This window comes from Periweissella ghanensis, from assembly GCF_918814755.1.
GTDB lineage: Bacteria > Bacillota > Bacilli > Lactobacillales > Lactobacillaceae > Periweissella > Periweissella ghanensis.
In genome coordinates, this window is sequence record NZ_CAKKNT010000006.1 from 49,647 (window position 1) to 73,279 (window position 23,633).

Annotated in this window: 17 protein-coding genes and 1 rRNA gene; 17 read left to right on the forward strand and 1 reads right to left on the reverse strand. The window is 40.6% G+C overall.

What is annotated here, in order from left to right:
* The first annotated feature begins 105 nt into the window (after positions 1 to 105).
* The 6 genes from trxB (at position 106) to LQZ76_RS03550 (ending at position 9,092) form a co-directional block, all read left to right on the forward strand.
* Positions 106 to 1,035, forward strand: coding sequence for a thioredoxin-disulfide reductase (gene trxB, locus LQZ76_RS03525; protein ID WP_230098383.1), 930 nt, complete (start codon positions 106 to 108; stop codon positions 1,033 to 1,035).
* 97 nt (positions 1,036 to 1,132) lie between these two features.
* The gene (locus LQZ76_RS03530) at positions 1,133 to 2,860 is read left to right on the forward strand and encodes a phospho-sugar mutase (RefSeq protein WP_230098384.1); all 1,728 of its coding nucleotides are present in this window, start codon (positions 1,133 to 1,135) and stop codon (positions 2,858 to 2,860) included.
* Between the two features lie 196 nt (positions 2,861 to 3,056).
* A complete protein-coding gene (locus tag LQZ76_RS03535; RefSeq protein ID WP_230098385.1) occupies positions 3,057 to 3,686 on the forward strand; it encodes a YfbR-like 5'-deoxynucleotidase in 630 nt (209 codons plus the stop codon).
* Between the two features lie 123 nt (positions 3,687 to 3,809).
* Positions 3,810 to 5,828: an excinuclease ABC subunit UvrB gene (gene uvrB, locus LQZ76_RS03540; RefSeq protein WP_230098386.1), complete on the forward strand. Its 2,019-nt coding sequence runs from the start codon at positions 3,810 to 3,812 to the stop codon at positions 5,826 to 5,828.
* Positions 5,829 to 5,837: 9 nt separating this feature from the next.
* Positions 5,838 to 8,684: an excinuclease ABC subunit UvrA gene (gene uvrA, locus LQZ76_RS03545; protein ID WP_230098387.1), complete on the forward strand. Its 2,847-nt coding sequence runs from the start codon at positions 5,838 to 5,840 to the stop codon at positions 8,682 to 8,684.
* A gap of 12 nt (positions 8,685 to 8,696) precedes the next feature.
* A complete protein-coding gene (locus tag LQZ76_RS03550; protein ID WP_230098388.1) occupies positions 8,697 to 9,092 on the forward strand; it encodes a hypothetical protein in 396 nt (131 codons plus the stop codon).
* A 32-nt stretch (positions 9,093 to 9,124) separates the two neighbouring features.
* Here LQZ76_RS03550 and cbpA read toward each other — a convergent pair whose 3' ends face one another.
* Positions 9,125 to 9,760 carry a cyclic di-AMP binding protein CbpA gene (cbpA, locus tag LQZ76_RS03555; RefSeq protein WP_230098399.1) on the reverse strand — a complete coding sequence of 212 codons (636 nt, stop codon included), beginning with the start codon at positions 9,758 to 9,760 and terminating at the stop codon, positions 9,125 to 9,127.
* 190 nt (positions 9,761 to 9,950) lie between these two features.
* Between cbpA and pth the strand changes: the two genes are divergently transcribed.
* The 11 genes from pth to LQZ76_RS03610 all read left to right on the forward strand — a co-directional run.
* A complete protein-coding gene (gene pth / locus LQZ76_RS03560; protein WP_230098389.1) occupies positions 9,951 to 10,514 on the forward strand; it encodes an aminoacyl-tRNA hydrolase in 564 nt (187 codons plus the stop codon).
* Positions 10,515 to 10,551: 37 nt separating this feature from the next.
* Positions 10,552 to 14,082: a transcription-repair coupling factor gene (mfd, locus tag LQZ76_RS03565; protein ID WP_230098390.1), complete on the forward strand. Its 3,531-nt coding sequence runs from the start codon at positions 10,552 to 10,554 to the stop codon at positions 14,080 to 14,082.
* Positions 14,072 to 15,646 carry a putative polysaccharide biosynthesis protein gene (locus LQZ76_RS03570; protein WP_230098391.1) on the forward strand — a complete coding sequence of 525 codons (1,575 nt, stop codon included), beginning with the start codon at positions 14,072 to 14,074 and terminating at the stop codon, positions 15,644 to 15,646. Before mfd ends, LQZ76_RS03570 begins: the two co-directional genes overlap by 11 nt.
* Positions 15,633 to 15,908, forward strand: coding sequence for an RNA-binding S4 domain-containing protein (locus tag LQZ76_RS03575; RefSeq protein ID WP_230098392.1), 276 nt, complete (start codon positions 15,633 to 15,635; stop codon positions 15,906 to 15,908). The genes LQZ76_RS03570 and LQZ76_RS03575 overlap by 14 nt, the downstream gene beginning before the upstream one ends.
* Before the next feature lie 58 nt (positions 15,909 to 15,966).
* A complete protein-coding gene (locus LQZ76_RS03580; RefSeq protein WP_230098393.1) occupies positions 15,967 to 16,347 on the forward strand; it encodes an FtsB family cell division protein in 381 nt (126 codons plus the stop codon).
* 65 nt (positions 16,348 to 16,412) lie between these two features.
* The gene (gene tilS / locus LQZ76_RS03585; RefSeq protein WP_230098394.1) at positions 16,413 to 17,813 is read left to right on the forward strand and encodes a tRNA lysidine(34) synthetase TilS; all 1,401 of its coding nucleotides are present in this window, start codon (positions 16,413 to 16,415) and stop codon (positions 17,811 to 17,813) included.
* Positions 17,797 to 18,366 carry a hypoxanthine phosphoribosyltransferase gene (hpt, locus tag LQZ76_RS03590; protein WP_230098400.1) on the forward strand — a complete coding sequence of 190 codons (570 nt, stop codon included), beginning with the start codon at positions 17,797 to 17,799 and terminating at the stop codon, positions 18,364 to 18,366. The genes tilS and hpt overlap by 17 nt, the downstream gene beginning before the upstream one ends.
* Positions 18,367 to 18,438: 72 nt before the next feature.
* Positions 18,439 to 20,514, forward strand: a complete 2,076-nt coding sequence (gene ftsH, locus LQZ76_RS03595) for an ATP-dependent zinc metalloprotease FtsH (protein ID WP_230098395.1) — start codon at positions 18,439 to 18,441, stop codon at positions 20,512 to 20,514.
* A 141-nt stretch (positions 20,515 to 20,655) separates the two neighbouring features.
* On the forward strand, positions 20,656 to 21,537 hold the full coding sequence (hslO, locus tag LQZ76_RS03600; protein WP_230098396.1) for an Hsp33 family molecular chaperone HslO: 882 nt from the start codon (positions 20,656 to 20,658) through the stop codon (positions 21,535 to 21,537).
* A gap of 89 nt (positions 21,538 to 21,626) precedes the next feature.
* On the forward strand, positions 21,627 to 23,114 hold the full coding sequence (lysS, locus tag LQZ76_RS03605) for a lysine--tRNA ligase (RefSeq protein WP_230098397.1): 1,488 nt from the start codon (positions 21,627 to 21,629) through the stop codon (positions 23,112 to 23,114).
* Positions 23,115 to 23,574: 460 nt separating this feature from the next.
* A 16S ribosomal RNA gene (locus LQZ76_RS03610) occupies positions 23,575 to 23,633 on the forward strand; the annotation flags it as partial.

Below are 23,633 nucleotides of genomic sequence, written 5' to 3' on the forward strand. Positions count from 1 at the left end.
GGCAGTGAAATGGCTAGTCCTTTTTTGATAAAATAAAAGTTAATGAGTGACTTACTTACTAAAGTATAGTAAAATGAATTAAACAAATTAAGCGAGGCAATTTAAATGGCAGAAAAAACTTATGATGCAATCGTTATCGGTGCTGGCCCTGGTGGGATGACAGCAGCTTTGTATCTCTCACGTTCTAACTCATCAGTTTTGATGATTGATCGTGGGGTATATGGTGGTCAAATGAATAATACCGCTGAGATTGAAAACTATCCTGGTTTTGATTCAATCTTAGGTCCGGATTTAGCTGAAAAGATGTACCAAAGTTCAACGCAATTTGGTGCCGAATACGCTTTTGGAACGGTAACTAAAATTGAAGACCACGGGGCAACTAAGACGGTTGTTACTGATATGGATACTTACGAAACTAAGAGTGTCATCATCGCAACCGGTGCCCAATACAAGAAATTAGGTGTGACTGGTGAAGAAGAATTTGGTGGCCGTGGAGTTTCATACTGTGCCGTTTGTGACGGGGCATTCTTCCGTAACAAGCATGTTATTGTTGTCGGTGGGGGTGATTCTGCCGTTGAAGAAGGAACTTATTTAGCTGGTTTAGCTGAAAAGGTTACGGTTTTACACCGTCGTGACAAGCTTCGCGCACAACAAATCTTACAAGACCGGGCCTTTGCAAATGACAAGATTAACTTTAAGTGGTTCACTGAGGTGCAAGAAATCTTAGGTGATGACAAAAAAGTTACTGGCGTTCGCGTAGTTGATAACCAAACCCAAGAAGTGACTGAAATTGCTGCTGACGGAGTCTTTATTTACGTTGGAATTAACCCAATTTCAGAACCATTCCTTGACCTTGGTATTACTAATGAACATGGTTGGATTGAAACTAATGATTCAATGGCAACTAAGGTTCCAGGAATCTACGCCCTTGGGGATGTTCGTGAAAAGGAACTTCGCCAAGTTACGACGGCGGTTGGTGATGGAGCTATTGCTGGCCAAAGTGCTTACGGTTACTTACAAACATTAGGTGATTAAAATTATAAAAATCAGATGGGAACTCGTTTTCTATCTGATTTTTTTTGGTTAATAAGTTATAATTAACATACAAATTAACTATTCGGAGGCAAATATTGTGAGTTGGAAAGATAACTATGAAGTTTGGCGTGATTACCAAAATTTAGCAACTGATTTACGTAGTGAGTTAGATGCTAAAGTGCATGATGAAGCAGCCTTGGAAGATGCTTTTTATCAACCAATGAGTTTCGGAACGGCAGGGATGCGTGGGGTGTTAGGAGCTGGAATTAACCGGATGAACATCTACACGGTTCGCCAAGCGACTGAAGGATTAGCAAAATTTATGGATACGTTATCTGCTGATGAACGTAAACGTGGGGTTGCCATTAGTTTTGATTCACGGCATAACTCAGAATTATTTGCCCATGAAGCCGCCCGAGTTTTGGGAACGCATGGTATTCAAGCGTATGTTTTTGAAAGTTTACGGCCTACGCCAGAACTTTCATTTACGGTTCGCCATTTGAAAACATATGCCGGTATTATGATTACGGCATCGCACAACCCGAAAGAATATAATGGTTACAAGATTTATGGTGAAGATGGTGGGCAAATGCCACCTAAGGAATCCGATTTAATTACGGGTTACATTCGCGAAGTAACTGATTTATTCGGGGTTAAAGTTGCCGATGAAGCAGAATTAATGGCTGCGGGTACGGTTAAAGTGATTGGTGAAGATATTGATCGCGCATACTTACAAGCCGTTAAGACGGTTACGATTAACCAAGAATTGATTGATACCGTTGGTAAAGACATGAAGGTAGTCTTTACGCCATTACATGGGACGGGGCAAATGATTGGTGAACGGGCCCTTAAAAATGCGGGCTTTAATAATTATGTGATTGTGCCCGAACAAGCCGTAATTGATGGTGATTTTCCAACTATTAAATCACCTAATCCGGAATCACCAGCTGCGTTTGATTTGGCGATTAAGCTTGGTAAAGAAGTTAACGCTGACTTATTGATGGCCGTTGATCCAGATGCTGACCGGTTAGGAGCCGCTGTACGCTTACCAAATGGTGAATATCAATTATTGACTGGTAACCAAATTGCGGGGGTACTCTTACACTACATTTTAAAGGCTAACCAAGATGCAGGAACATTGCCAAGTAATGCCGCGGCCGTTAAATCAATTGTGTCATCAGAATTTGCAACGGCGATTGCTAAATCATTTAACGTTGCAATGATTAACGTTTTAACTGGATTTAAATACATTGCCGAACAAATTGAACACTTTGAAGCAACTAATGAACACACCTTTATGTTTGGTTTTGAAGAATCTTACGGTTACTTAATCAAGCCATTCTCACACGATAAAGATGCGATTCAAACATTAGTCTTATTAGCTGAAGTGGCTGCTTATTACAAAGCTCAAGGCCAAACAATTTATGATGGCGTTGAAAGTTTATTTGCTGAATATGGTTACTTCCGTGAAAAGACGATTTCAGAAACTTTTGCTGGGGTTGATGGGGCTGAACAAATCAATGCGATTATGACAAAATTCCGTGAGCAAGCACCACTAGCATTTGCGGATGTGGCCGTCGTTAAAGTTGAGGATTTCAGTAAACAAACTTCATTTGATGTGGCAACGCAAACAACCACCGCGTTGACATTACCAACGGCTAATGTTTTGAAGTATCACCTTGCTGATGGGACTTGGATTGCGGTCCGTCCATCAGGAACGGAACCCAAGATTAAATTCTACATTGGGACAGTTGCACCGACTGAAGCCCAAGCATTACAACAATTAACGGCCTTTGAAGGCGCCATTAGTGCCTTTATTGCCTAAATATTAGGTTTGTTTTAGGACTAAAACGTGTTTCAGTAAGCTAATACGCTAATAACCCCCTTGAAGAAAATTGCTTCAAGGGGGTTATTTCGTGGATTTATCAATATTACCTGCACTTCCTTTTTCTTAGCGTAAAATATTGCAACTCTTTTCACATTTTGATAGGATATATAAAACAAATCGGAGGCATAATTCAATGGGGATGCATGAATACTTACAAGGCTTAAGTGAACTCGAGATGGTTGTCCGCGCACCCGGATATTTTAAGTATCAAGGTCACAGCGTTGCAGCCCACTCATGGAAGGTGACACAAGCAGCACAATTTTTAGGCGATATTGAGGAAGTTAACGGTAATGAGGTTAATTGGCAACGACTATACGAAAAAGCCCTCAATCACGACTATACCGAGCGATTTATCGGTGATATTAAGACACCGGTTAAATATGCGACGCATACGTTGCGCATGATGCTCTCAGATGTGGAAGATTCCTTAACGGAAAACTTTATTGAGAATGAAATTCCATCAGAATTGGCTGATCGCTACCGCCGTCGTTTAACTGAAGGTAAGGATGATTCATTAGAAGGTCGGATTTTATCAGTCGCTGATAAATTAGATTTATTGTATGAAGCCTTTGGTGAAATTCAAAAAGGTAATCCCGAACCAGTCTTTGTGGAGATATATAAAGAAAGTTTGGAAACAATGCTGGAATTTGGTGATATGCCAAGTGTTAAATATGTGATTAAATCAGTGTTACCAGAAATGCTCGATCAAGAATTTTCAGATCGCGGTAAATTAATGGCGTTAACCAAAACTATTTTAAAATAGTTAAGCCAAGGATTATTTTACCGAACAATCGTTCTATATGGTAAAATTAATTAATTAGTAAAAAGAAAGCTTAGGATTAAGCTTTCTTTTTTATTCGATTTTTTATTTTGAAAGGGGCACCTTATGATTAATCGTGAGACATCACATGAATTTAACGTACATTCAAAATACCAACCAACCGGGGATCAACCTAAAGCGATTAACCAATTAGTTGCCGGGATTGAAGCCGGTAAGAAAGAACAAATCTTACTTGGAGCCACGGGGACGGGGAAAACGTTCACGATTAGTAATGTCATCAAGGAAGTTAATAAGCCCACCTTGGTTTTGTCACACAATAAAACCTTAGCGGGCCAATTATATGGTGAATTTAAAGAATTCTTCCCGGATAATGCCGTTGAATATTTTGTTTCGTACTATGATTACTACCAACCTGAAGCCTATGTACCATCTTCAGATACGTATATCGAAAAAGATTCATCGGTCAATGATGAAATTGATAAGTTACGTAACTCTGCGACCGCCTCATTATTGGAACGCAATGACGTGATTGTCGTCGCTTCTGTATCATCAATTTTTGGATTGGGTGATCCGCACCAATACCGGGAACACGTGGTGTCATTACGGGTTGGCATGGAAGTTGAACGCGATGCATTGTTACGCCAATTAATTGATATCCAATTTGAACGTAATGATATTGATTTTCAACGGGGTCGTTTTCGGGTGCGTGGTGATGTAGTTGAAGTCTTTCCAGCCTCAAGTGATTCCAAAGCATTACGGATTGAATTTTTTGGTGATGAAATCGATCGCATTCGTGAAATTGATTCCTTAACCGGCGAAATTTTAAGTGATCAAGCCCACGTATCAATTTTCCCGGCCAAGCACTTTATGACTAACGATGCAATTATTGAGCGAGCGACGCGCACCATTGCTGCTGAATTAGAAGAACAATTAAAAGTTTTTGAAAATGAAGGTAAATTACTAGAAGCCCAACGCTTAAAGCAACGGACAGAATACGATATTGAAATGCTCAAAGAAATGGGCTTTACGAGTGGAATTGAAAATTATTCACGGCATATGGATGGTCGTAAAGCGGGTGAACCACCATTTACGTTACTGGATTTCTTCCCCGATGATTTTTTAATTGTCGTTGATGAAAGCCACGTGACAATGCCGCAAATTCGGGGGATGTATAATGGTGACCGCGCCCGGAAACAACAATTGATTGATTATGGTTTCCGCCTACCCTCAGCACTTGATAACCGGCCGTTGACGCTTAATGAATTTGAAAAGCACGTCCAACAAATCGTCTATATGTCAGCCACCCCAGGTGTTTATGAAACTGAGCGGGTCCCAGCAAATGATATTGCCCAACAAATTATTCGACCGACTGGCTTACTTGACCCAACGGTTGAAGTTCGCCCAGTGATGGGCCAAATTGATGATTTAGTTGGGGAAATTAATGCCCGCGTTGAACGGAATGAACGAGTCTTTATTACGACGTTAACTAAAAAAATGGCAGAAGATTTAACGGATTACTTTAAAGATTTAAGTATCAAAGTTAAGTATTTACACGCCGATATTAAAACGTTAGAGCGCACGGAAATTATTCGTGATTTACGATTAGGTAAATTTGACGTTCTAGTCGGAATTAATTTGTTACGAGAAGGAATTGATGTTCCTGAAGTTTCCTTGGTCGCAATTTTGGATGCTGATAAAGAAGGATTCTTACGGAATGAACGGTCCTTAATTCAAACGATTGGACGGGCAGCACGTAATAGTAACGGCCATGTAATTTTGTATGCGGATAAAGTAACTGATTCAATGCAAAATGCAATGGATGAAACCGCACGGCGGCGGGAAATTCAACAGGCGTATAATACAGAACATGGTATTGTGCCAGAAACAATTATTAAACCGGTCCGTGATTTAATTTCGATTACCCAACCAAGTTCAGATGATGGTCAATCAAAATCAGCAAGCTTGACGGAAGTTGAATTTAAAGATATGAAGAAAGCGGATCAAGCATTAATTTTAGCAAGTTTAGAAGATCAAATGAAAAATGCTGCTAAACGCCTTGATTTTGAAGAAGCAGCAACTTTGCGTGATACGATAATGGAATTGAAAGCACTTAAAAAAGCTTGAGGATAAAGCATGGCAAACGATAAAATTGTAATTCACGGCGCCCGCGCCCATAACTTAAAAAATATTGATGTAACGATTCCGCGTGATAAATTAGTAGTTGTGACGGGATTATCAGGTTCAGGGAAGTCTTCATTGGCATTTGATACGCTATACGCTGAAGGTCAACGGCGCTATGTTGAAAGCTTATCGGCCTATGCGCGCCAATTTTTAGGGCAAATGGACAAACCAGATGTTGATTCAATTGATGGCTTGAGTCCAGCAATTTCAATTGACCAAAAAACAACTTCAAAAAATCCGCGTTCGACGGTGGGAACCGTTACGGAAATTAATGATTACTTGCGGTTACTCTGGGCGCGGGTCGGGAAACCAGATGCCGCAGCAGATGGGATTATTACGTTACCATCGATCGAACAAATCGTTGATCACGTCCTACATCACTACTCTGAACGCACGAAACTCCAAGTTTTAGCGCCCGTCATCGTGGCTAAAACGGGAACGCATGAATCGATTTTTGCCAAGATTCGTAAAGAAGGCTTTGTGCGGATTCGTTTAGATGGTGAAATTGTTGATTTAGCACAAGATTACACCCTTGATGAAAATCTTGAACATACCATTGAAATTGTCGTTGACCGAATTGTCTTAAAAGATGGCATTCGCTCACGGTTATTTGATTCGGTTGAATCAGCGATGCGTTTAGCTGAGGGGTTAGTGACGATTGATATTATCGACCAAGAAGCCGTGACCTTTTCGGATCACTATACTGGGGCGCTAAAAGATTTTGGGGTTGGTAAGTTAGAACCACGGCTCTTTTCATTTAATGCCCCCTTGGGAGCTTGCCCAGTCTGTGAAGGCTTAGGGGTTAGACTAGAAGTCGATGAAGATTTGATTGTGCCCGATAAAACATTAACGTTAGCTGATGGGGCGATTGCAGCCTGGAGTCCGATTTCTTCACAATACTATCCCGCCATGTTAGCGCAATTTGCGGAACAATTTAACATTCCAATGGATGTGCCCTTTAATAAGTTAACTAAGAGGCAACGCGATTTAGTGTTATATGGTTCAGGTAAGAAAAATTTCCATTTCCATTTTCAAAGTGATTTTGGTGGCGTACGCGATGTCGATGCGCCTTTTGAAGGGGTCGTTAATAATATTTCACGCCGCTACAAGGAAACCAACTCGGACTTTACGCGTGATCAAATGCGCCAATACATGACGGAATTAACGTGTGTGGCTTGTCATGGATATCGGTTAAATCCAGCCGCCTTATCGGTTAAAGTTAACGGCCAACACATTGCGGAGGTTTCCGAAAAAGCCGTGACAGATGAGTTAGCCTTTTTTAAACAAGTTACGTTTGGGGAACAAGATGCCACAATTGCCCAACCAATCATTAAAGAAATTATTGATCGGTTAACATTCTTGGAAAATGTTGGTTTGGATTACTTAACCTTATCACGTTCGGCCCGGACATTATCTGGGGGGGAAGCGCAACGAATTCGCTTAGCAACTCAAATTGGGTCAAACCTTTCGGGGGTGTTATACATTTTAGATGAACCTTCAATTGGGTTGCACCAACGCGACAATGATCGTTTGATTGCTTCGCTTAAAAAAATGCGGGATTTAGGAAATACTTTGATTGTCGTTGAACACGATGAAGATACGATGTGGGCCGCCGATTATTTAATTGATATTGGTCCGGGGGCCGGTGATTTGGGTGGTCAAGTGATGGCTGCCGGGACACCAAAACAAGTCGCACGGACAACCAAATCATTAACCGGTCAATATTTATCTGGTAAAAAGTTTATTCCGTTGCCAACCCAACGTCGCGCCGGCAATGGCCAAAAATTAACGATTACCGGTGCTAGTGAAAATAATTTACAAAACGTAACCGTTGATTTTCCACTTGGTAAGTTTGTCGCAGTTACAGGAGTTTCGGGTTCAGGTAAATCAACGTTAGTGAACATGATTTTAAAACGGGCCTTAAAACAAAAATTGAATAATAATTCTGAAAAACCGGGTAAATTTGAAAAAATTACCGGCTATGAAAATATTGAAAAAATTGTTGATATTGACCAAAGTGCGATTGGGCGGACTCCACGTTCAAACCCGGCCACATATACCGGGGTATTTGATGATATTCGTGACTTATTTGCGACGACTAATGAAGCCAAAATGCGGGGCTATAAAAAAGGTCGGTTTTCATTTAACGTCAAAGGTGGCCGGTGTGAAGCCTGTCACGGGGATGGGATTATCAAAATTGAAATGAACTTCTTACCGGATGTGTACGTGCCATGTGAAGTTTGTCATGGCGCCCGCTATAATTCAGAAACCTTGGAAGTTGAATATAAGGGTAAGAATATCGCGCAAGTGCTCGAAATGAAAGTTGACGAAGCATTAGCATTCTTTGAACCAATTCCAAAGATTCGGCGTAAGTTGCAAACCATTCAAGATGTTGGTTTAGGCTATGTCGCGCTTGGTCAAAGTGCGACAACGTTATCTGGTGGGGAAGCGCAACGGATGAAGTTAGCATCCGAATTACACAAAAAATCAAGTGGTAAAAACTTTTATATTCTTGACGAACCGACAACGGGCTTGCATACTGATGATATTGCGCGTTTATTAGTGGTTTTAAATCGGTTAGTTGATAACGGTAATACCGTACTCGTGATTGAGCATAATTTGGACGTGATTAAGGCGGCCGATTACTTAATCGACATGGGACCTGAAGGTGGTGCTGGCGGTGGGATGGTCTTAGCGACCGGTACGCCCGAAGCAATTGCTGAAGTTACTGCATCATATACCGGTCAATATTTAGGACCAATTATGAACCGTACCAGAGAATTAATGGAAAAGAAGTAGGAGATTTAAATTATGAAGCAGCACGTACGTAGTTTTACTAAATTGGATGCCATGGAAGCGGAAGCTATTAGTAAAGCATTTTTGAACTTTGCTAACGGCATGCCCGTGGATACTGATGATGCTGAAATTGCTGAACAAGTTAAGCAATTAGCGACTGAACTTGGACGCGCCAAAACCGTATCTTATTTGATTGGTCGTTTAGGTGACTACCAAAAAGCTTACACGAATGCGATTGCAGAACAAGCTGGGAGTGATGAAACTGCTAAAGCGTTCTACAACGGTGTCCAAACCGGCATGAACTTCATGGCCGGCGTGGGCATGGTTTTAGATGGTCGGATTGATAGTAACGGTTTGATTGAATTTTTGGAATCAACTGAAAACGATGCCGAAGCAACTAGTGTGGAATAATTAAAAAAGGAACGCCAATTGGCGTTCCTTTTTTAATTATGTAAATCTTCAATTTCAACAACGGGATAACCTTTCCGTTGTAGACCACGAATAATCTTTTGTAGGAGACTATTTTCTAAGCCAACGGGTAAGGTAAATAAAATATCAACCGATTTATTTTCGGGATGTGAGTTAGAAGTCATGACGGCTTCAATATCGGTGTACTTTGAAATAACTTTAGACGTTGATTGTAAGTCACCGCGTTGTCCTGGTGTCCGCACACGTAGCACATATGAACCGCGATCAACATTCCAACTAGTTGATAATGATTCCATCAAACTGGCGTGTGTTAAAATCCCATAAAAATGATTTTGATGATCTAAAACGGCAATATATGGTAAGTCACGAATCGCAAAGAAAATTGAATAAAAAGCCGCATCAAGGTTAATGAACTTAGTCGAGTTACGCATTAACGTGGTTACCGGTAAATCCATATTGCCGTTTTCGGCCATATGGCGGTAAACATGCATTTTGTAGATATTTCCACGGAAGAGTTCCCCGGTCGTATCTAAAATCGGAATTGCACGAAAATTAGAATTTTCAAAGATATCAAGGGCTTCCGCAATTGTCGTATTTTCGTGGACAATCGTGAGTTCTTGCTTAGGTTTTATGAATGAAATATCCAAAATGGGGCCTCCGATTAAAATTTGCTGAGATAATATTTAATCTTATCATATAGAGTGTGAAAAAAATAGAACAATCGATGAAAAAGTGGTTAACATGGTATAATAATTTTAATAGATTTTAAATTAAAAAATGAGAGGAGCTCAAACGAGGGCTCCTCTGATTTGGCATGATGAAAGAGGATATAGATAGATAATGAAAATGATTGTTGGTTTAGGAAATATTGGTGAAAAGTACGCACAAACACGACACAACGTAGGCTTTATGGTAATTGATGCTTTAGCCAAAGACTTACAAATTAGTTTAAAAAAGGTTAAGCAAGAAGCCTTTGTTGCCCAAGTACAATTAGCTGGCGACAAAGTTTTATTAGTGCAACCAACTACGTACATGAATGATTCTGGTCGTGCGGTGGCAGCGTTAATGAAGTATTACGACATTGCCATTGAAGATGTGCTCGTCATTTTTGATGACATGGACCGGGCAATGGGGTCATTACGGTTACGTCAAAAAGGTTCTGCCGGTGGTCACAATGGGATTAAGAGTATTATTGCGCACACCGGGACGCAAGAATTTAAACGCTTAAAATTTGGGATTGATCACCCCGACCATACCCCAGATGCGGTTGTTAATTACGTGTTGGGTAAATTCAGTAAAGACCAACAACAACCATTAGCAGATGGCTTAATTTTAGCAATGCAAATTGTTGAAGATTGGGTTGCTAATGATGACTTCCAAGCAACGATGAATAAATTTAACTAAGCTTGTCAGTCAAAGGTTTTAGAAAGGAGTTAGCAAAATGCAAATTCAAGATTTAGTCGCTAAAACGGATGAATTTCAAAATGTTTTAGAGCATTTGGTGCCACATACCCGGCAATTAATAACGGGATTAACTGGTTCCGCCCGAGCGACTTATTATGCCTCGCTATTTGAACAACGGCCACAACCACAGTTGATTGTGGCCGATAATCAATTACACGCGGATCAACTTAGTGAAGATTTGAAAAATTATTTAACCGATGAGCAAATTTTTAACTTTCCTGCTGAAGATCGGATTGAAGTTGAATTAGCAACGGCCTCACCAGATGCGCGGGCGGCCCGGCTAGCGGCCCTTAATGCCTTAACAAGTGGCCAAGCAGTGGTGGTTATAACCACTTTGGCGGGATTACGTAAAAAGTTAACGCCACCGGCAATTTTTAATACTGCTAAATTGACGTTTAATTTTACGGCGGAATATCAATTTGAGACCATCCGGCCAACTTTATTAATGCTTGGTTATGAAGCCGTTAAAATGGTTGATAAACCGGGTGATTTTGCCATTCGGGGCTCAATTGTAGATATCTATCCGTTTGGGGTTGAAAATCCAGTACGGATTGATTTTTTTGATACTGAGATTGATTCGATGCGCTTTTTTGATATCGTTACGCAAAAATCACTAGCTAATATTGAAACCTTTACCGTTTTACCGGTTAAGGAATTTATCCTCGATGCACATACGTTAGCCGCGGGGCAAGCTAAATTAGCGGCTGCGATGACGACTGTCCGTAGTAGTTTAACCGGGGCAGCTAAAAAGCATTTGACGGATTATTTCACACCGTTATTAGCCGATAATGCATTAATTCGTGCGCAAGAATTGAATTTGTACATTGATTACTTTTATCCACAAGCGACATCATTGGTTGATTACTTAGGGGCCCATGGCACGGTGATTTTTGAAGATTTAGCCCATTTACAAGATGCCGAGCAGCAATTAATTACCAATGATGCTGAGTGGGTTACTGATCGGTTAGCAAAAAACCAAGTGTTACCCCAAATTGAAATTGCTAATCGCCTCCTAGATATTGTCCATCATAGTGGGCATGCGCAAGTGATTGTCAGCCAATTCCAAAAAGGGTTAGGTAAATTAAAACTTGATAATTTAGTCCAAGTTAATTCACGCGTCATGCAGCAATTCTTTGGGCAGTTACCATTGTTAAAAACCGAAATGGAACGGTGGCAAAAACAAAAATATACAGTGTTAATTTTAGCTAATAATCAGGACCGCATTAATGAAGTTCAACGGATTTTGGCTGATTTTGAAATTAAGGTCACAATTGTTAAACCTAATGAAATTAAACCACAATTAGTCCAAGTGTTCCCAGGTCAATTACAAAGTGGTTTTGAATTAACGACCCAACGTTTAGCCGTTTTGACCGAGAACGAAATTTTTGCCAGTGTCCGAAAAAAAGCCCGGCTTAAACGTCAAACTTTGGCCAATGCAGAACGGATTAAAAGTTATTCGGAATTAAAAGTTGGTGACTATGTTGTCCACGTCAATCATGGGATTGGGGTGTATGAAGGCATGCAGACCCTTGAAGTTCATGGGGTCCACCAAGATTACGTCACCATTGGTTATCAAAAAGAAGCCAAAATCTTTATTCCAGCTTCACAATTAAATCTAGTGCAAAAATATGTCGGCGCAGAGGATAAGTCGCCTAAAATTAGTAAATTAGGAGGCACCGAATGGGCAAAGACGAAGCATAAAGTTGCCAGTCAAATTGAAGATATTGCTGACCAGTTATTAGCACTATATGCTGAACGTGAAGCTGCCAAAGGGTATGCCTTTAGTGCTAATGCAAGTGCAATGCAAGAATTTGCGGATGCGTTTGCTTATACTGAAACCCCCGACCAACTACGCTCAACGGCGGAAGTCTTAGCTGATATGGAAAAGCAACGGCCAATGGACCGGTTATTAGTGGGTGATGTTGGTTTTGGTAAGACCGAAGTTGCCTTTCGGGCGGCATATAAAGCCTTTTTAGACCATAAACAAGTTGCTATCTTAGTGCCGACAACGATTTTAGCCCAACAACATTTTGAATCAATGCAAGCCCGGTTTGCGGATTTTGGGGTTAAGTTAGGCTTGTTATCCCGGTTTCAAACGCCTAAGCAAATGGCTGCGACGATGGCGGGGTTAAAAGATCATACGATTGATATCGTGGTTGGTACGCACCGCGTATTGTCAAAAGATGTCATTTTTGCTGATATTGGCTTGTTGATTGTCGATGAAGAACAACGCTTTGGGGTTAAACATAAAGAACGGCTCAAGGAATTAAAGACAAATGTGGATGTCTTAACGCTAACTGCCACTCCAATTCCCCGGACGTTACACATGTCAATGTTAGGGGTCCGGGATTTATCAGTTATTGAAACGCCACCAGCAAACCGCTATCCTATCCAAACATATGTGATGGAACAAAATGGGGGCGTGATTGCAGATGCCATTGAACGTGAAATGGGACGGCAAGGCCAAGTTTTTTATTTACACAATCGGGTTAATGATATCGAAAAGGTTACTGGCTATCTAAATACGTTAGTTCCAGAAGCCCGCATTGCTTATGCCCATGGCCAGATGAGTGAAAATCAGTTAGAAACGGTGTTATACGATTTTATTAATCGTGAATATGATGTGCTCGTGGCCACAACGATTATTGAAACGGGAGTTGATATTCCCAATGCGAATACGTTGATTATTGAAAATGCCGATCACATGGGTTTGGCGCAGTTATACCAATTACGTGGTCGTGTCGGTCGGTCATCACGAGTGGCGTATGCGTACTTTACGTATCCGATTAATCGGACTTTGAATGAAGAGAGTGAAAAACGGCTGGAAGCAATTCGTGATTTTACTGAATTAGGATCTGGTTTTAAGATTGCGATGCGTGATTTGAGTATTCGTGGGGCGGGGAATTTATTAGGAAAACAACAGCATGGCTTTATTGATTCGGTGGGGTATGACTTGTATACCCAAATGCTAACGGAAGCCGTTGCTAAGAAACGTGGGCAAGGCCAAACTAATATTTCGGATGCCGAAATTGATTTGGCAATTGAAGCATATATTCCTAGTACTTACATTGAAGATCAAGGTCAAAAAATTGAAATGTATCGCCGGATTCGCCAAGCAACGACTGATCCACAATTTGTGGAAGTTGAAGAAGATTTATTGGATCGCTTCGGTGAATATCCCCAAGAAGTTATTAATCTGTTACAGATTAGTCGCTTAAAAGCATTAGCAGATACTGCCTTGGTTGAAAAAATTTGGCAAGAAAGTAGTTTTATTTTTGTGCAATTTTCAGCCCACGCTGTCAAAGTGTTATCAATGGAAACGTTAATGACTAGTTTGACCGCGACAAAACTACGCTCAGTTGTCAGTCAAGGTGCCAATGAGGCCCTTAAAATTAAATTTGTGATTCAACCGAATATGGTCCAAACGGTATGGTTTACCGAATTAACCAATTATTTGCAAGCAATGGTAACTAGTCAAATAGTTGAAGAGGAACAAGATGGGCAATAAGAAATTAGTACAAGGCACCGCAATATTAGCCTTTGCGGCCTTAATTGCCAAAGTTTTAAGTGCGGTGTATCGGATTCCTTTAGAAAATTTTGTTGGGGATACCGGTTTTTACGTCTATCAACAAATTTATCCAATTTATGGAATTGGGATGACGTTAGCTTTAAATGGCTTACCAACGTTTATCTCTAAATTAATTGTCGCTGAGCCAAACGATGCCGCCCAAGCCCAATTAGCCGGACAGTTGTTACGGGGATTGAGTATGGTGGCACTAGTAATTGTCGTGGGGCTAAATGTGAGTGCCCCATTACTAGCCACTTTAATGGGGGATCGACAACTAACTAATGTCATTCGGGCGGTTAGTTTAATGTTTATCGTGATGCCAATTATGGCCGTTGGTCGTGGCGTCGCGCAAGGTCAATTAAACATGCGCCCCACGGCTTATTCCCAAGTCGTAGAACAAATCGTGCGGGTCTTAATTATTGTCGTAGTTGCGTATGAAGCAATGCAAACGGGGATGAATGTCTACTTAATGGGGACATTAGCGATGCTGTCAGCGCCAATTGCTGGTTTAGCGGCGAGTGCATTTTTTACCAAATCAACGGGCATTTATTGGTGGGCGGCTCGCCAAAATAAAATGAATTGGGGCTTGTTGAAAAAAATTGGCAGTGAAGGACTGTTAGTTAGTGTTTTAGCAGCGTTACTAATTATTTTGCAGTTAGTCGATTCATTTACGATTAAAAATGGCTTAGTTGCCAATGGCATGCCCGAAGCGACAGCCAAGATGGCCAAAGGGATGTATGACCGCGCCCAACCAATTGTGCAATTTGGCTTAGTAGTAGCAACCAGTTTTGGGACCGCTTTAGTACCGCGACTGCGGCAAGCTTACTTAGCTGGGGAGTGGGCCGCGGTTGCCACGACAGGCCGGAGTTTATTACGCTTAACCACGTGGCTTGCAAGTGCGGCTACGGTTGGAATGATGTGCTTAATGCCACAAATTAACCAGTTACTGTTTGGTAATACTGCCGCTAGCCCCGTCTTAGCAGTGTACTTATTAAGTGTGATTGTCATGTCGATTTTGATTTTGTTAACGAGTATTTTACAGAGTCTTGATTTAACAAATTACTTAGCTCGTGGGATATTAGTTGCGTTAATTAGCAAAATAGGGTTAAACTTATTGTTAATTAAGTACCTCGGGTTGATTGGGGCTAGTTGGGCCACGGTCCTAGCCCTTACATTAATGTTAGGGTATGTCTTAATTTGTTTACCTAAACAGTTGCAAGTGATGCTTTTACCATGGCAACTTACTTTAAAAATAGGCGGGCACTTGCTTATTATGGCGGTAGTTGTTAAATTAGTAACTTACGGGGTCACGTTACTTAGTGGTCCGAGCCGCTTGATGAGTATAATCCCATTGATTATCGGTAGCTTAGTTGGTGGTAGCGTCTTTGTTGCTTTATCAATGTGGCAACAAACATTAACAAATACTGAATGGGAACTCTTACCAAAAGGGACGTATATTATTAAATTAACCAAGAAATTGAGGAAAACAAATGCGCTTAGATAAATTTTTAAAAGTGTCACGAATTATTAAACGCCGTAGTGTTGCTAAAGATATTTCTGATCAAGGTCGGATTTTAATCAATGGTAAAAAAGCTAAATCATCATCAAATTTAAATATCAACGATGAATTAGAAATTCATTTTGGTAATAAAACGTTAGTAGTAGAAGTTTTAGCGTTACTTGAAACGACTAAAAAAGAAGATGCTGACAAGATGTACCAAGTATTAAAAGAAGATTACGAACAAAATTTTGACGCGGAAGCGTAGTTTGTTCATGTTACAATATACGAGTAGTAGACCGGTTACAAAAAGGTGGTGAGGGCTAATGAGTATGCAGTTAAATTCAGAATTCAAACAAAATATTCGCGCGAGTGAAGGTTTAAACGATCAACGAGATGCATACTACGCTCGAATTCATCGTAAGCGGCGGCAAATGATGCGGTGGGCAACCTTGGCCATTTTGGTGGTCTGTAGTTTAACCATCGGTTATCGGATGGTGCAATATAAAATTGTTAAACAACAAATTGCCGAAGTTAACCAAACCGTTGTCAAAGCTAAACAAGATAACACCAACCTTAAACAGCAAGTAACGGCCTTACATGATCCAACTTATTTGCAACAGTTAATTCGAGAAAAATATATGTACACGAAGCAAGGCGAACAAGTATATAATTTGCCAGCAAATGATCCAGATGCGAATCGATAAACACAAAAAGCTACGCCGCGGCGTAGCTTTTTGTTTATCATTTAAACTGATGTGGGAGATGAAGAGTGAAACATAAATTAATTGATATTGTCAGTCAGATTGCAAATAACATTCAAACACACCAACTCTTTAAGGTAACCGAAACCTTAGTTGTGGCCGCCTCAGCCGGGGTTGATTCTCAAGTTTTATTGGCAACGTTAGCGCAATTGCATCCAAGTGAGCAAGTAATTGTGGTGCATATTAATCATGATATGCGGCCAACTGCAGCTAGTGAGGCAAAGTTTGTCGCCCAACAAGCGGCTCAATACAATTTTAAATATGAAGAATTAGTTTGGCCGCAATCTCAACATCCACTTTCGGGAATTGAAGCGGCTGGTCGGCAAGTTCGTTATCAATATTTAGCGGCGATTGCTACTAAATATCAAGCCACTAAAATTTTGACGGCCCATCATGCTAATGATTTAGCGGAAACTTTTTTGATGAAACTATTTCGCGGTGGTCGTTGGGAACAATTAGCGGGGATTAAGTGGTTGCGACCGCTTAATGGCACCACGGATTTAGTCCGACCAATGTTAAATATTCCTAAAGCGCGCCTGATTGCTTATGCCCAGCAAAAAGGATTACCGTGGTGTGAAGATGAAAGTAATCAAGATTTAACGTATACACGCAATCGGATACGCCATATTATTTTACCGGAAATCCTAACGGAAAATCCCGATGCTTTAAATCAAATCAATCAGTATGCGGCCCAAATTAAGCAAGTGGAGACGATGGTGGCAGAACAAGTGACAATCTATTTAGCAACCATTGCCGCCCAAAATAGTTGGCAAGCAATTCCGCGGACGTGGTTTCAAGCGACGTTAAAAGCGTATTTAGCCGACCATCTACCAAATGTGGGGATTAAACAAGCCCAATTACAACAGATGGAAAAATTGTATTTCAATGTTAAACGGCCCCATGGTCAAGTCCGCATCAATCAGACATTGGTAATTGTTAAAGATTATCATCAGCTAGCGATTAGGAATATTAATGAGCAATCGCAGCCGGTAAAACAACCTTTAGCGCAAGTGATAACGTTGAATAAGTGGTATTTATTACCAAATGGTGGTAAATTTATTGTTAAACCAAATGGAATGGACCAACATAATTTAAAAATAAGCGGTATAATCATTCCATTACACCTTGAAGCGGATGATTGGCCATTGCGTGTACGTTATCGCCAAAGTGGGGATCAGTTAGCCTTGAAAGTGGGCCACCAAAAACTAAAGCGGCTTTTGATGGACGCTAAAGTGCCGATTACCCAACGAAGCACGGTACCGTTATTAGTCAACGCTCATGACGAATTGTTATGGGTCGTTGATTATAAAGCGCGGTGGACAAATCCGACACAAGTAAATTATGAAGTAACCTATATTCCAAATAATAAACAGGAGATTTTGTTAGATGACAATGAACAACGACATTGAGCGTGTTTTATATAGCGAGGCTGATATTGCCGCCGCAGCCCAACGAATTGGAGCTCAATTGGCGTACGATTACGCAGGGAAGACTCCCATTTTACTTTCAGTTTTAAAGGGGGCCATTCTTTGGACCGTTGATGTTATGCGGGCCATGGATGAATATGCCGAAATCGAATTCATTGATGTTTCAAGTTATCACGGTGGGGTTGAATCAGCTGGTTCAATCGAATTACGAACTGATTTAACGACGGATGTTAAAGGTCGCGATATCATTATCTTAGAAGATATCGTTGATACTGGGCGGACTTTGAAATACATGATTGAATTATTGGAACAACGTGGGGCTGCTAGCATTAAGGTTGCTAGTTTACTTGATAAAAAAGAAGGTCGTGTTGTTGAAATTGATGTTGATTACATCGGTTTTGATGTGCCCAATGAATTTGTAGTTGGTTATGGTTTAGACTACAAAGACTTGTATCGTAACTTGCCATATGTTGGTGTCTTGAAGCCGGAAGTATATACGGCTGAAGATAGTGCAACATTAAATGGTCAAGATTAGTCAAATGTGGTATATTATCATTTAAATGGATAAGCTAACGCTAAATTCGAAAGATTCAGCAAGGAGGCATATATGAATAATCGACGGAATAATGGTGTATTCCGCAATTCTTTCTTATATATCATTATGTTTTTGGCCGTGATTGGGGTAATTACCTTTTTCACCAATGGCGGTGGGCAAAGTGGTACGCAAGAAATTAATGCAACAAAATTCACCAGCCAATTAACGAGTGGGAAAATTAAAACCTACTCAATTCAACCTGGTAACGGAGTTTATAAAATTTCAGGTGATTACAAGAAAGCTCAGACAGTTTCAAGTAAAGCTCCATTACTAGGTGGTTCAACGACTAGCAAAGTTACTAGTTTTACAACAACTGTGTTAACTAATGACCCGGTTGTTAAAGAAATTCAACAAGCAACTAAAAAGGGTGATGCAACAGAGGTTGTTAAGTCACAACCATCAGGTATTTTAAGTAATATTTTAATTACGTTAGTACCAATGTTAATTTTAGTTGGTTTATTCTACCTAATGATGACCCAAGCTGGTCAAGGTGGCGGTGGCGGCCGTGGCGGCGTGATGAACTTTGGTAAATCAAAAGCCAAACCTGCTGATCCAAAGTCAAACACAGTTCGCTTTGCTGATGTTGCTGGAGCGGAAGAAGAAAAACAAGAACTTGTTGAAGTTGTTGATTTCTTGAAAGATCCTAAAAAATTCGCAGCCTTGGGTGCGCGTATTCCAGCCGGGGTTCTTTTAGAAGGACCTCCCGGAACTGGTAAGACTTTACTTGCTAAAGCCGTGGCCGGTGAAGCGGGTGTACCATTCTACTCAATTTCTGGTTCAGATTTCGTTGAAATGTTCGTTGGGGTTGGGGCATCACGGGTTCGTGATCTCTTTGATAACGCCAAACGGACTTCACCATCAATCATCTTTATTGATGAAATTGATGCCATTGGTCGTAAACGTGGCTCAGGTATGGGTGGTGGTAACGATGAACGTGAACAAACCCTTAACCAAATGTTGATTGAAATGGATGGGTTTACTAAGACTGATGCGGTGATCGTGATTGCGGCTACTAACCGTTCTGATGTGTTAGACCCAGCCTTACTTCGTCCAGGTCGTTTTGACCGTAAAATCCTAGTTGGGGCACCAGATGTTAAAGGTCGTGAAGCCGTTCTGCGGGTCCACGCTAAGAACAAACCATTGGCAGCTGATGTTGACCTAAAAGTTATTGCCCAACAAACGCCTGGGTTTGTCGGGGCTGACCTTGAAAACTTACTTAACGAAGCAGCCTTATTAGCAGCTCGTCGTAATAAGCAAGAAATCGATGCCTCTGATGTTGATGAAGCTGAAGACCGTGTTATTGCGGGACCAGCTAAGAAGGATCGCGTGATTTCTAAACATGAACGCGAAACGGTTGCTTACCACGAAGCTGGGCACGCCTTAGTGGGAATGGTCTTAAGTAATGCCCGCGTGGTTCACAAAGTTACGATTGTGCCACGTGGTCGCGCCGGTGGTTATGCGATTGTCTTACCAAAAGAAGATCAAATGTTGCTTAACAAGGATGATGCCATGGATCAAATCGCTGGTTTGATGGGTGGCCGTGCGGCGGAAGAAATTATTTTCCACCAACAATCATCTGGTGCTTCAAATGACTTCCAACAAGCAACGGGAATTGCCCGGGCCATGGTTACACAATATGGAATGTCTGATAAAGTCGGGATGGTTCAACTTGAGGGTGGTGGTGCCATGTTTGCTGGTGAACAGTTTGGTGGTAATGCCCCATTCTCTGAAGAAACATCACGGATGGTCGATGAAGAAATTCGTCGCATCTCAACTGAAGGCTTCCAACAAGCTAAGGAAATCATTGCAAGTCACCGTGATCAACACAAAGCGATTGCAGAAGCCTTGTTGAAATATGAAACCCTTGATGCTAAGGAAATTAAGAGCTTATTTGAAACTGGTTTAATGCCAGCTGAATCTGAAGCACAAGCCAATGCTGATCATTCAGCAGCAACTTTTGAAGAAGCTAAAGCTGAGGCTGCTAAAAAAGATGCGGAACAAGCCGCTCAATATACGCAACCAGAAAAAGAAGCAAATAATGAAAATTCAACGCCTAAGTCACCGGTTGATGATTCAACTGAAGATTAGCATTTAAAAAAGTCATTTTACTCATAAGAGTAAGATGGCTTTTTATTTATCTGGATTACACGAAAATAACGATGAAATCACAACGATGGTGATTTTTTTGTTAAAATGAACATAAATATAAATAACAAGTAGGAGAAGTCAATGACAGATTATTTAATTAAAAGCGTGACGCAAGATGGTAACTTTCGCGCATACGCAATTTTAACCACCGATTTAGTAGCTAAAGCACAGGTGCTACATGATACGTGGGCCTCTTCATCAGCCGCTCTTGGTCGGACATTGACGGGTGGTTTGTTAATGGCGGCCTCAGTTTTAAAAGGGGATGACAAATTAAGTATTAAGTTTGATGGTCAAGGTCCAGTGGGGAATGTTGTGGTTGAAGCGACCCCTAAGGGTAAAGTTAAAGGGTACATTCAAAATCCACACGTTAATTTAGCACCTAAAGCGGATGGCCATATTGATGTTGCTAAAGCGGTCGGACAAGATGGCTTCCTAACAATTACCAAAGATCAAGGCTTTGGCATGCCATTTACGGGGCAAGTGCCAATTGTTAGCGGTGAAATTGGTGAAGATTTCACGTACTATTTAGCGAAATCAGAACAAATCCCATCAGCAGTGGGTGTATCAGTGTTTGTGAATGCTGATAGTTCAATTGCTGCCGCTGGAGGCTTTTTAATTCAATTACTCCCAGGGGCAGACGATGAAGCAATCTCAGCGTTAGAAAAGAAGTTAGCAGAAATGCCAATGTTGTCAGAATTACTCTTAGCCGGTAAGCAACCAGAAGAGATTTTAACAATGTTATTTGATAATACTGAAGTTAACGTGATTGATAAAATTCCAGTTGAATTTGAATGTGATTGTTCAAAAGAAAAATTTGCTACGCGGATGGCCGCATTACCTAAGGCGGACTTGCAAGACTTAATGGAAAATGATCATGGCGCAGAAGTGGTGTGTCCATACTGTAATACCCACTATCAATTTACTGAAAATGATTTACAAGATATTATTGATAATCAAGCGTAAACCATCGCTAAATTCCATTTAAGGACTTGCATTTTGATGCGTTTCTTGTAATAGTAATAAAGGAATAACTGCAGAAAAGAGGAATAATTGTGGCAAATCAAGAACCAACAATGAATGACCAAATGATCGCCCGTCGCGAAAAAATGACTGAATTACGCGAAAATGGGATTGATCCTTTTGGTCAAAAATTTGATCGTACAGCATTAGCAGCTGACTTACATGCCGAATACGGCGATTTAGAAAAAGACGAATTAAACGATAAACACCTTGTTGTGAAAATCGCTGGTCGGATGATGTCTAAACGTGGTAAAGGTAAAGTTGGTTTTGCCGACATTAAAGACCGTAGTGGTCGTTTGCAAATTTACGTCCGTAAAGATGTTGTCGGTGAAGAAAACTACTTTATCTTTAAAAAAGCTGACCTTGGTGACTGGTTAGGGGTTGAAGGTGAATTAATCAAGACGGATATGGGTGAATTGACAATTAAGCCAACTCACGTAACGCACTTGAGTAAAGCCCTTCGTCCATTACCAGATAAATACCACGGTTTAACCGATGTGGAAACAATTTATCGTCAGCGTTACTTGGACTTAATCGCCAACGAAGAATCATTTGATAAATTCCAAAAGCGGTCAAAGATTATTTCTGCAGTCCGGGCCTACTTGGATAGCCAAATGTTTACTGAAGTTGAAACACCAATGCTTCAAACTGAAGCTGGTGGTGCATCAGCGCGGCCATTCATTACGCACCACAATGCTTTGAACATTGATATGTACCTTCGGATTGCGCTTGAACTTCACTTGAAGCGTTTAATCGTTGGTGGGATGGATCGTGTTTATGAAATTGGCCGGGTCTTCCGTAATGAAGGGATGGATACTAAGCACAACCCTGAATTTACAGTGCTTGAATCATATGCCGCCTTCTGGAACTTTGAAGACGTTATGAACCAAACTGAAGCCATCTTCAAAGCCGCTGCTAAAGTGGTTACTGATAATGGGATTGTCAATTACCAAGGGACTGAAATTAACTTAGACCAACCATTCGCCCGTAAGCACATGGTTGATTTGATTAAAGAACAAACGGGAATTGATTTCTGGCAACCAATGACCGTTGAAGAAGCTAAAGCATTAGCTGATGAAAAACACGTTAAGTATGAAGCATACTGGACGGTTGGTCACATCATTAACGAATTCTTTGAAACATTTGTTGAAGACACGTTAGTTCAACCAACGTTTGTTTACGGTCACCCATTGGAAGTATCACCATTAGCTAAGAAAAATGATGATGACGCCCGCTTTACTGATCGTTTTGAATTATTTATCATGGGTGGTGAATATGCCAATGCCTTTACTGAATTAAACGATCCAATTGATCAACGCCAACGTTTCGAAGCGCAAGCCGCTGAACGTGAAGCTGGTAATGATGAAGCTGAAGGAATTGATGAAGACTTTATCGAAGCCCTTGAATATGGTATGCCACCTACAGGGGGACTTGGAATTGGGATTGATCGGTTAGTTATGTTATTAACTGATTCAGAATCAATTCGGGATGTCTTGTTATTCCCAACAATGCGCCCATAATAAGATTAGACTTACTAAAACGCTTGAATTGCAAGATTCAGGCGTTTTTTTGTTGCTAAGAATTTACTATTACATTGATTTATTGAACTAATTGAAATTAAGCTAAAAAAAACAACAAAATATGTTGACGAATGATGGTGATTCATAGTAAGATATTATTTGTCGTTAAGGAGGTTGTTTAAAACATCTTCAACGATACAAAATTAATTTTAAAAAGTTGTTGACGAATTGGTTCGCTTCTGATATTATTAATAAATGTTGTTACGACATATTAAGTTGTTAATAACAACGTAGATCTTTGAAAACTGAATAAAGTTTTGACAATCAAATGTGTAAGTACTTTGAAATTAAATTTCAGAGTTAAACAAATTTGCGAATGTCAATTTCGCTAGTAAATTATGCTTCAAACGTCTCCCCGACGTTTGAAGCGGATAACAAATGAGTCAACAGACATCATTTTTAAAATGAGAGTTTGATCCTGGCTCAGGATGAACGCTGGCGGCGTGCCTAATACATGCA

What these genes read in the sequence shown, in the direction of transcription:
- trxB (WP_230098383.1), top strand. Translation starts at nt 106, where the DNA reads ATGGCAGAAAAAACTTATGATGCAATCGTTATCGGTGCTGGCCCTGGT.
- LQZ76_RS03535 (WP_230098385.1), top strand. Translation starts at nt 3,057, where the DNA reads ATGGGGATGCATGAATACTTACAAGGCTTAAGTGAACTCGAGATGGTT.
- uvrB (WP_230098386.1), top strand. Translation starts at nt 3,810, where the DNA reads ATGATTAATCGTGAGACATCACATGAATTTAACGTACATTCAAAATAC.
- uvrA (WP_230098387.1), top strand. Translation starts at nt 5,838, where the DNA reads ATGGCAAACGATAAAATTGTAATTCACGGCGCCCGCGCCCATAACTTA.
- LQZ76_RS03550 (WP_230098388.1), top strand. Translation starts at nt 8,697, where the DNA reads ATGAAGCAGCACGTACGTAGTTTTACTAAATTGGATGCCATGGAAGCG.
- pth (WP_230098389.1), top strand. Translation starts at nt 9,951, where the DNA reads ATGAAAATGATTGTTGGTTTAGGAAATATTGGTGAAAAGTACGCACAA.
- mfd (WP_230098390.1), top strand. Translation starts at nt 10,552, where the DNA reads ATGCAAATTCAAGATTTAGTCGCTAAAACGGATGAATTTCAAAATGTT.
- LQZ76_RS03570 (WP_230098391.1), top strand. Translation starts at nt 14,072, where the DNA reads ATGGGCAATAAGAAATTAGTACAAGGCACCGCAATATTAGCCTTTGCG.
- LQZ76_RS03575 (WP_230098392.1), top strand. Translation starts at nt 15,633, where the DNA reads ATGCGCTTAGATAAATTTTTAAAAGTGTCACGAATTATTAAACGCCGT.
- LQZ76_RS03580 (WP_230098393.1), top strand. Translation starts at nt 15,967, where the DNA reads ATGAGTATGCAGTTAAATTCAGAATTCAAACAAAATATTCGCGCGAGT.
- hpt (WP_230098400.1), top strand. Translation starts at nt 17,797, where the DNA reads ATGAACAACGACATTGAGCGTGTTTTATATAGCGAGGCTGATATTGCC.
- ftsH (WP_230098395.1), top strand. Translation starts at nt 18,439, where the DNA reads ATGAATAATCGACGGAATAATGGTGTATTCCGCAATTCTTTCTTATAT.
- hslO (WP_230098396.1), top strand. Translation starts at nt 20,656, where the DNA reads ATGACAGATTATTTAATTAAAAGCGTGACGCAAGATGGTAACTTTCGC.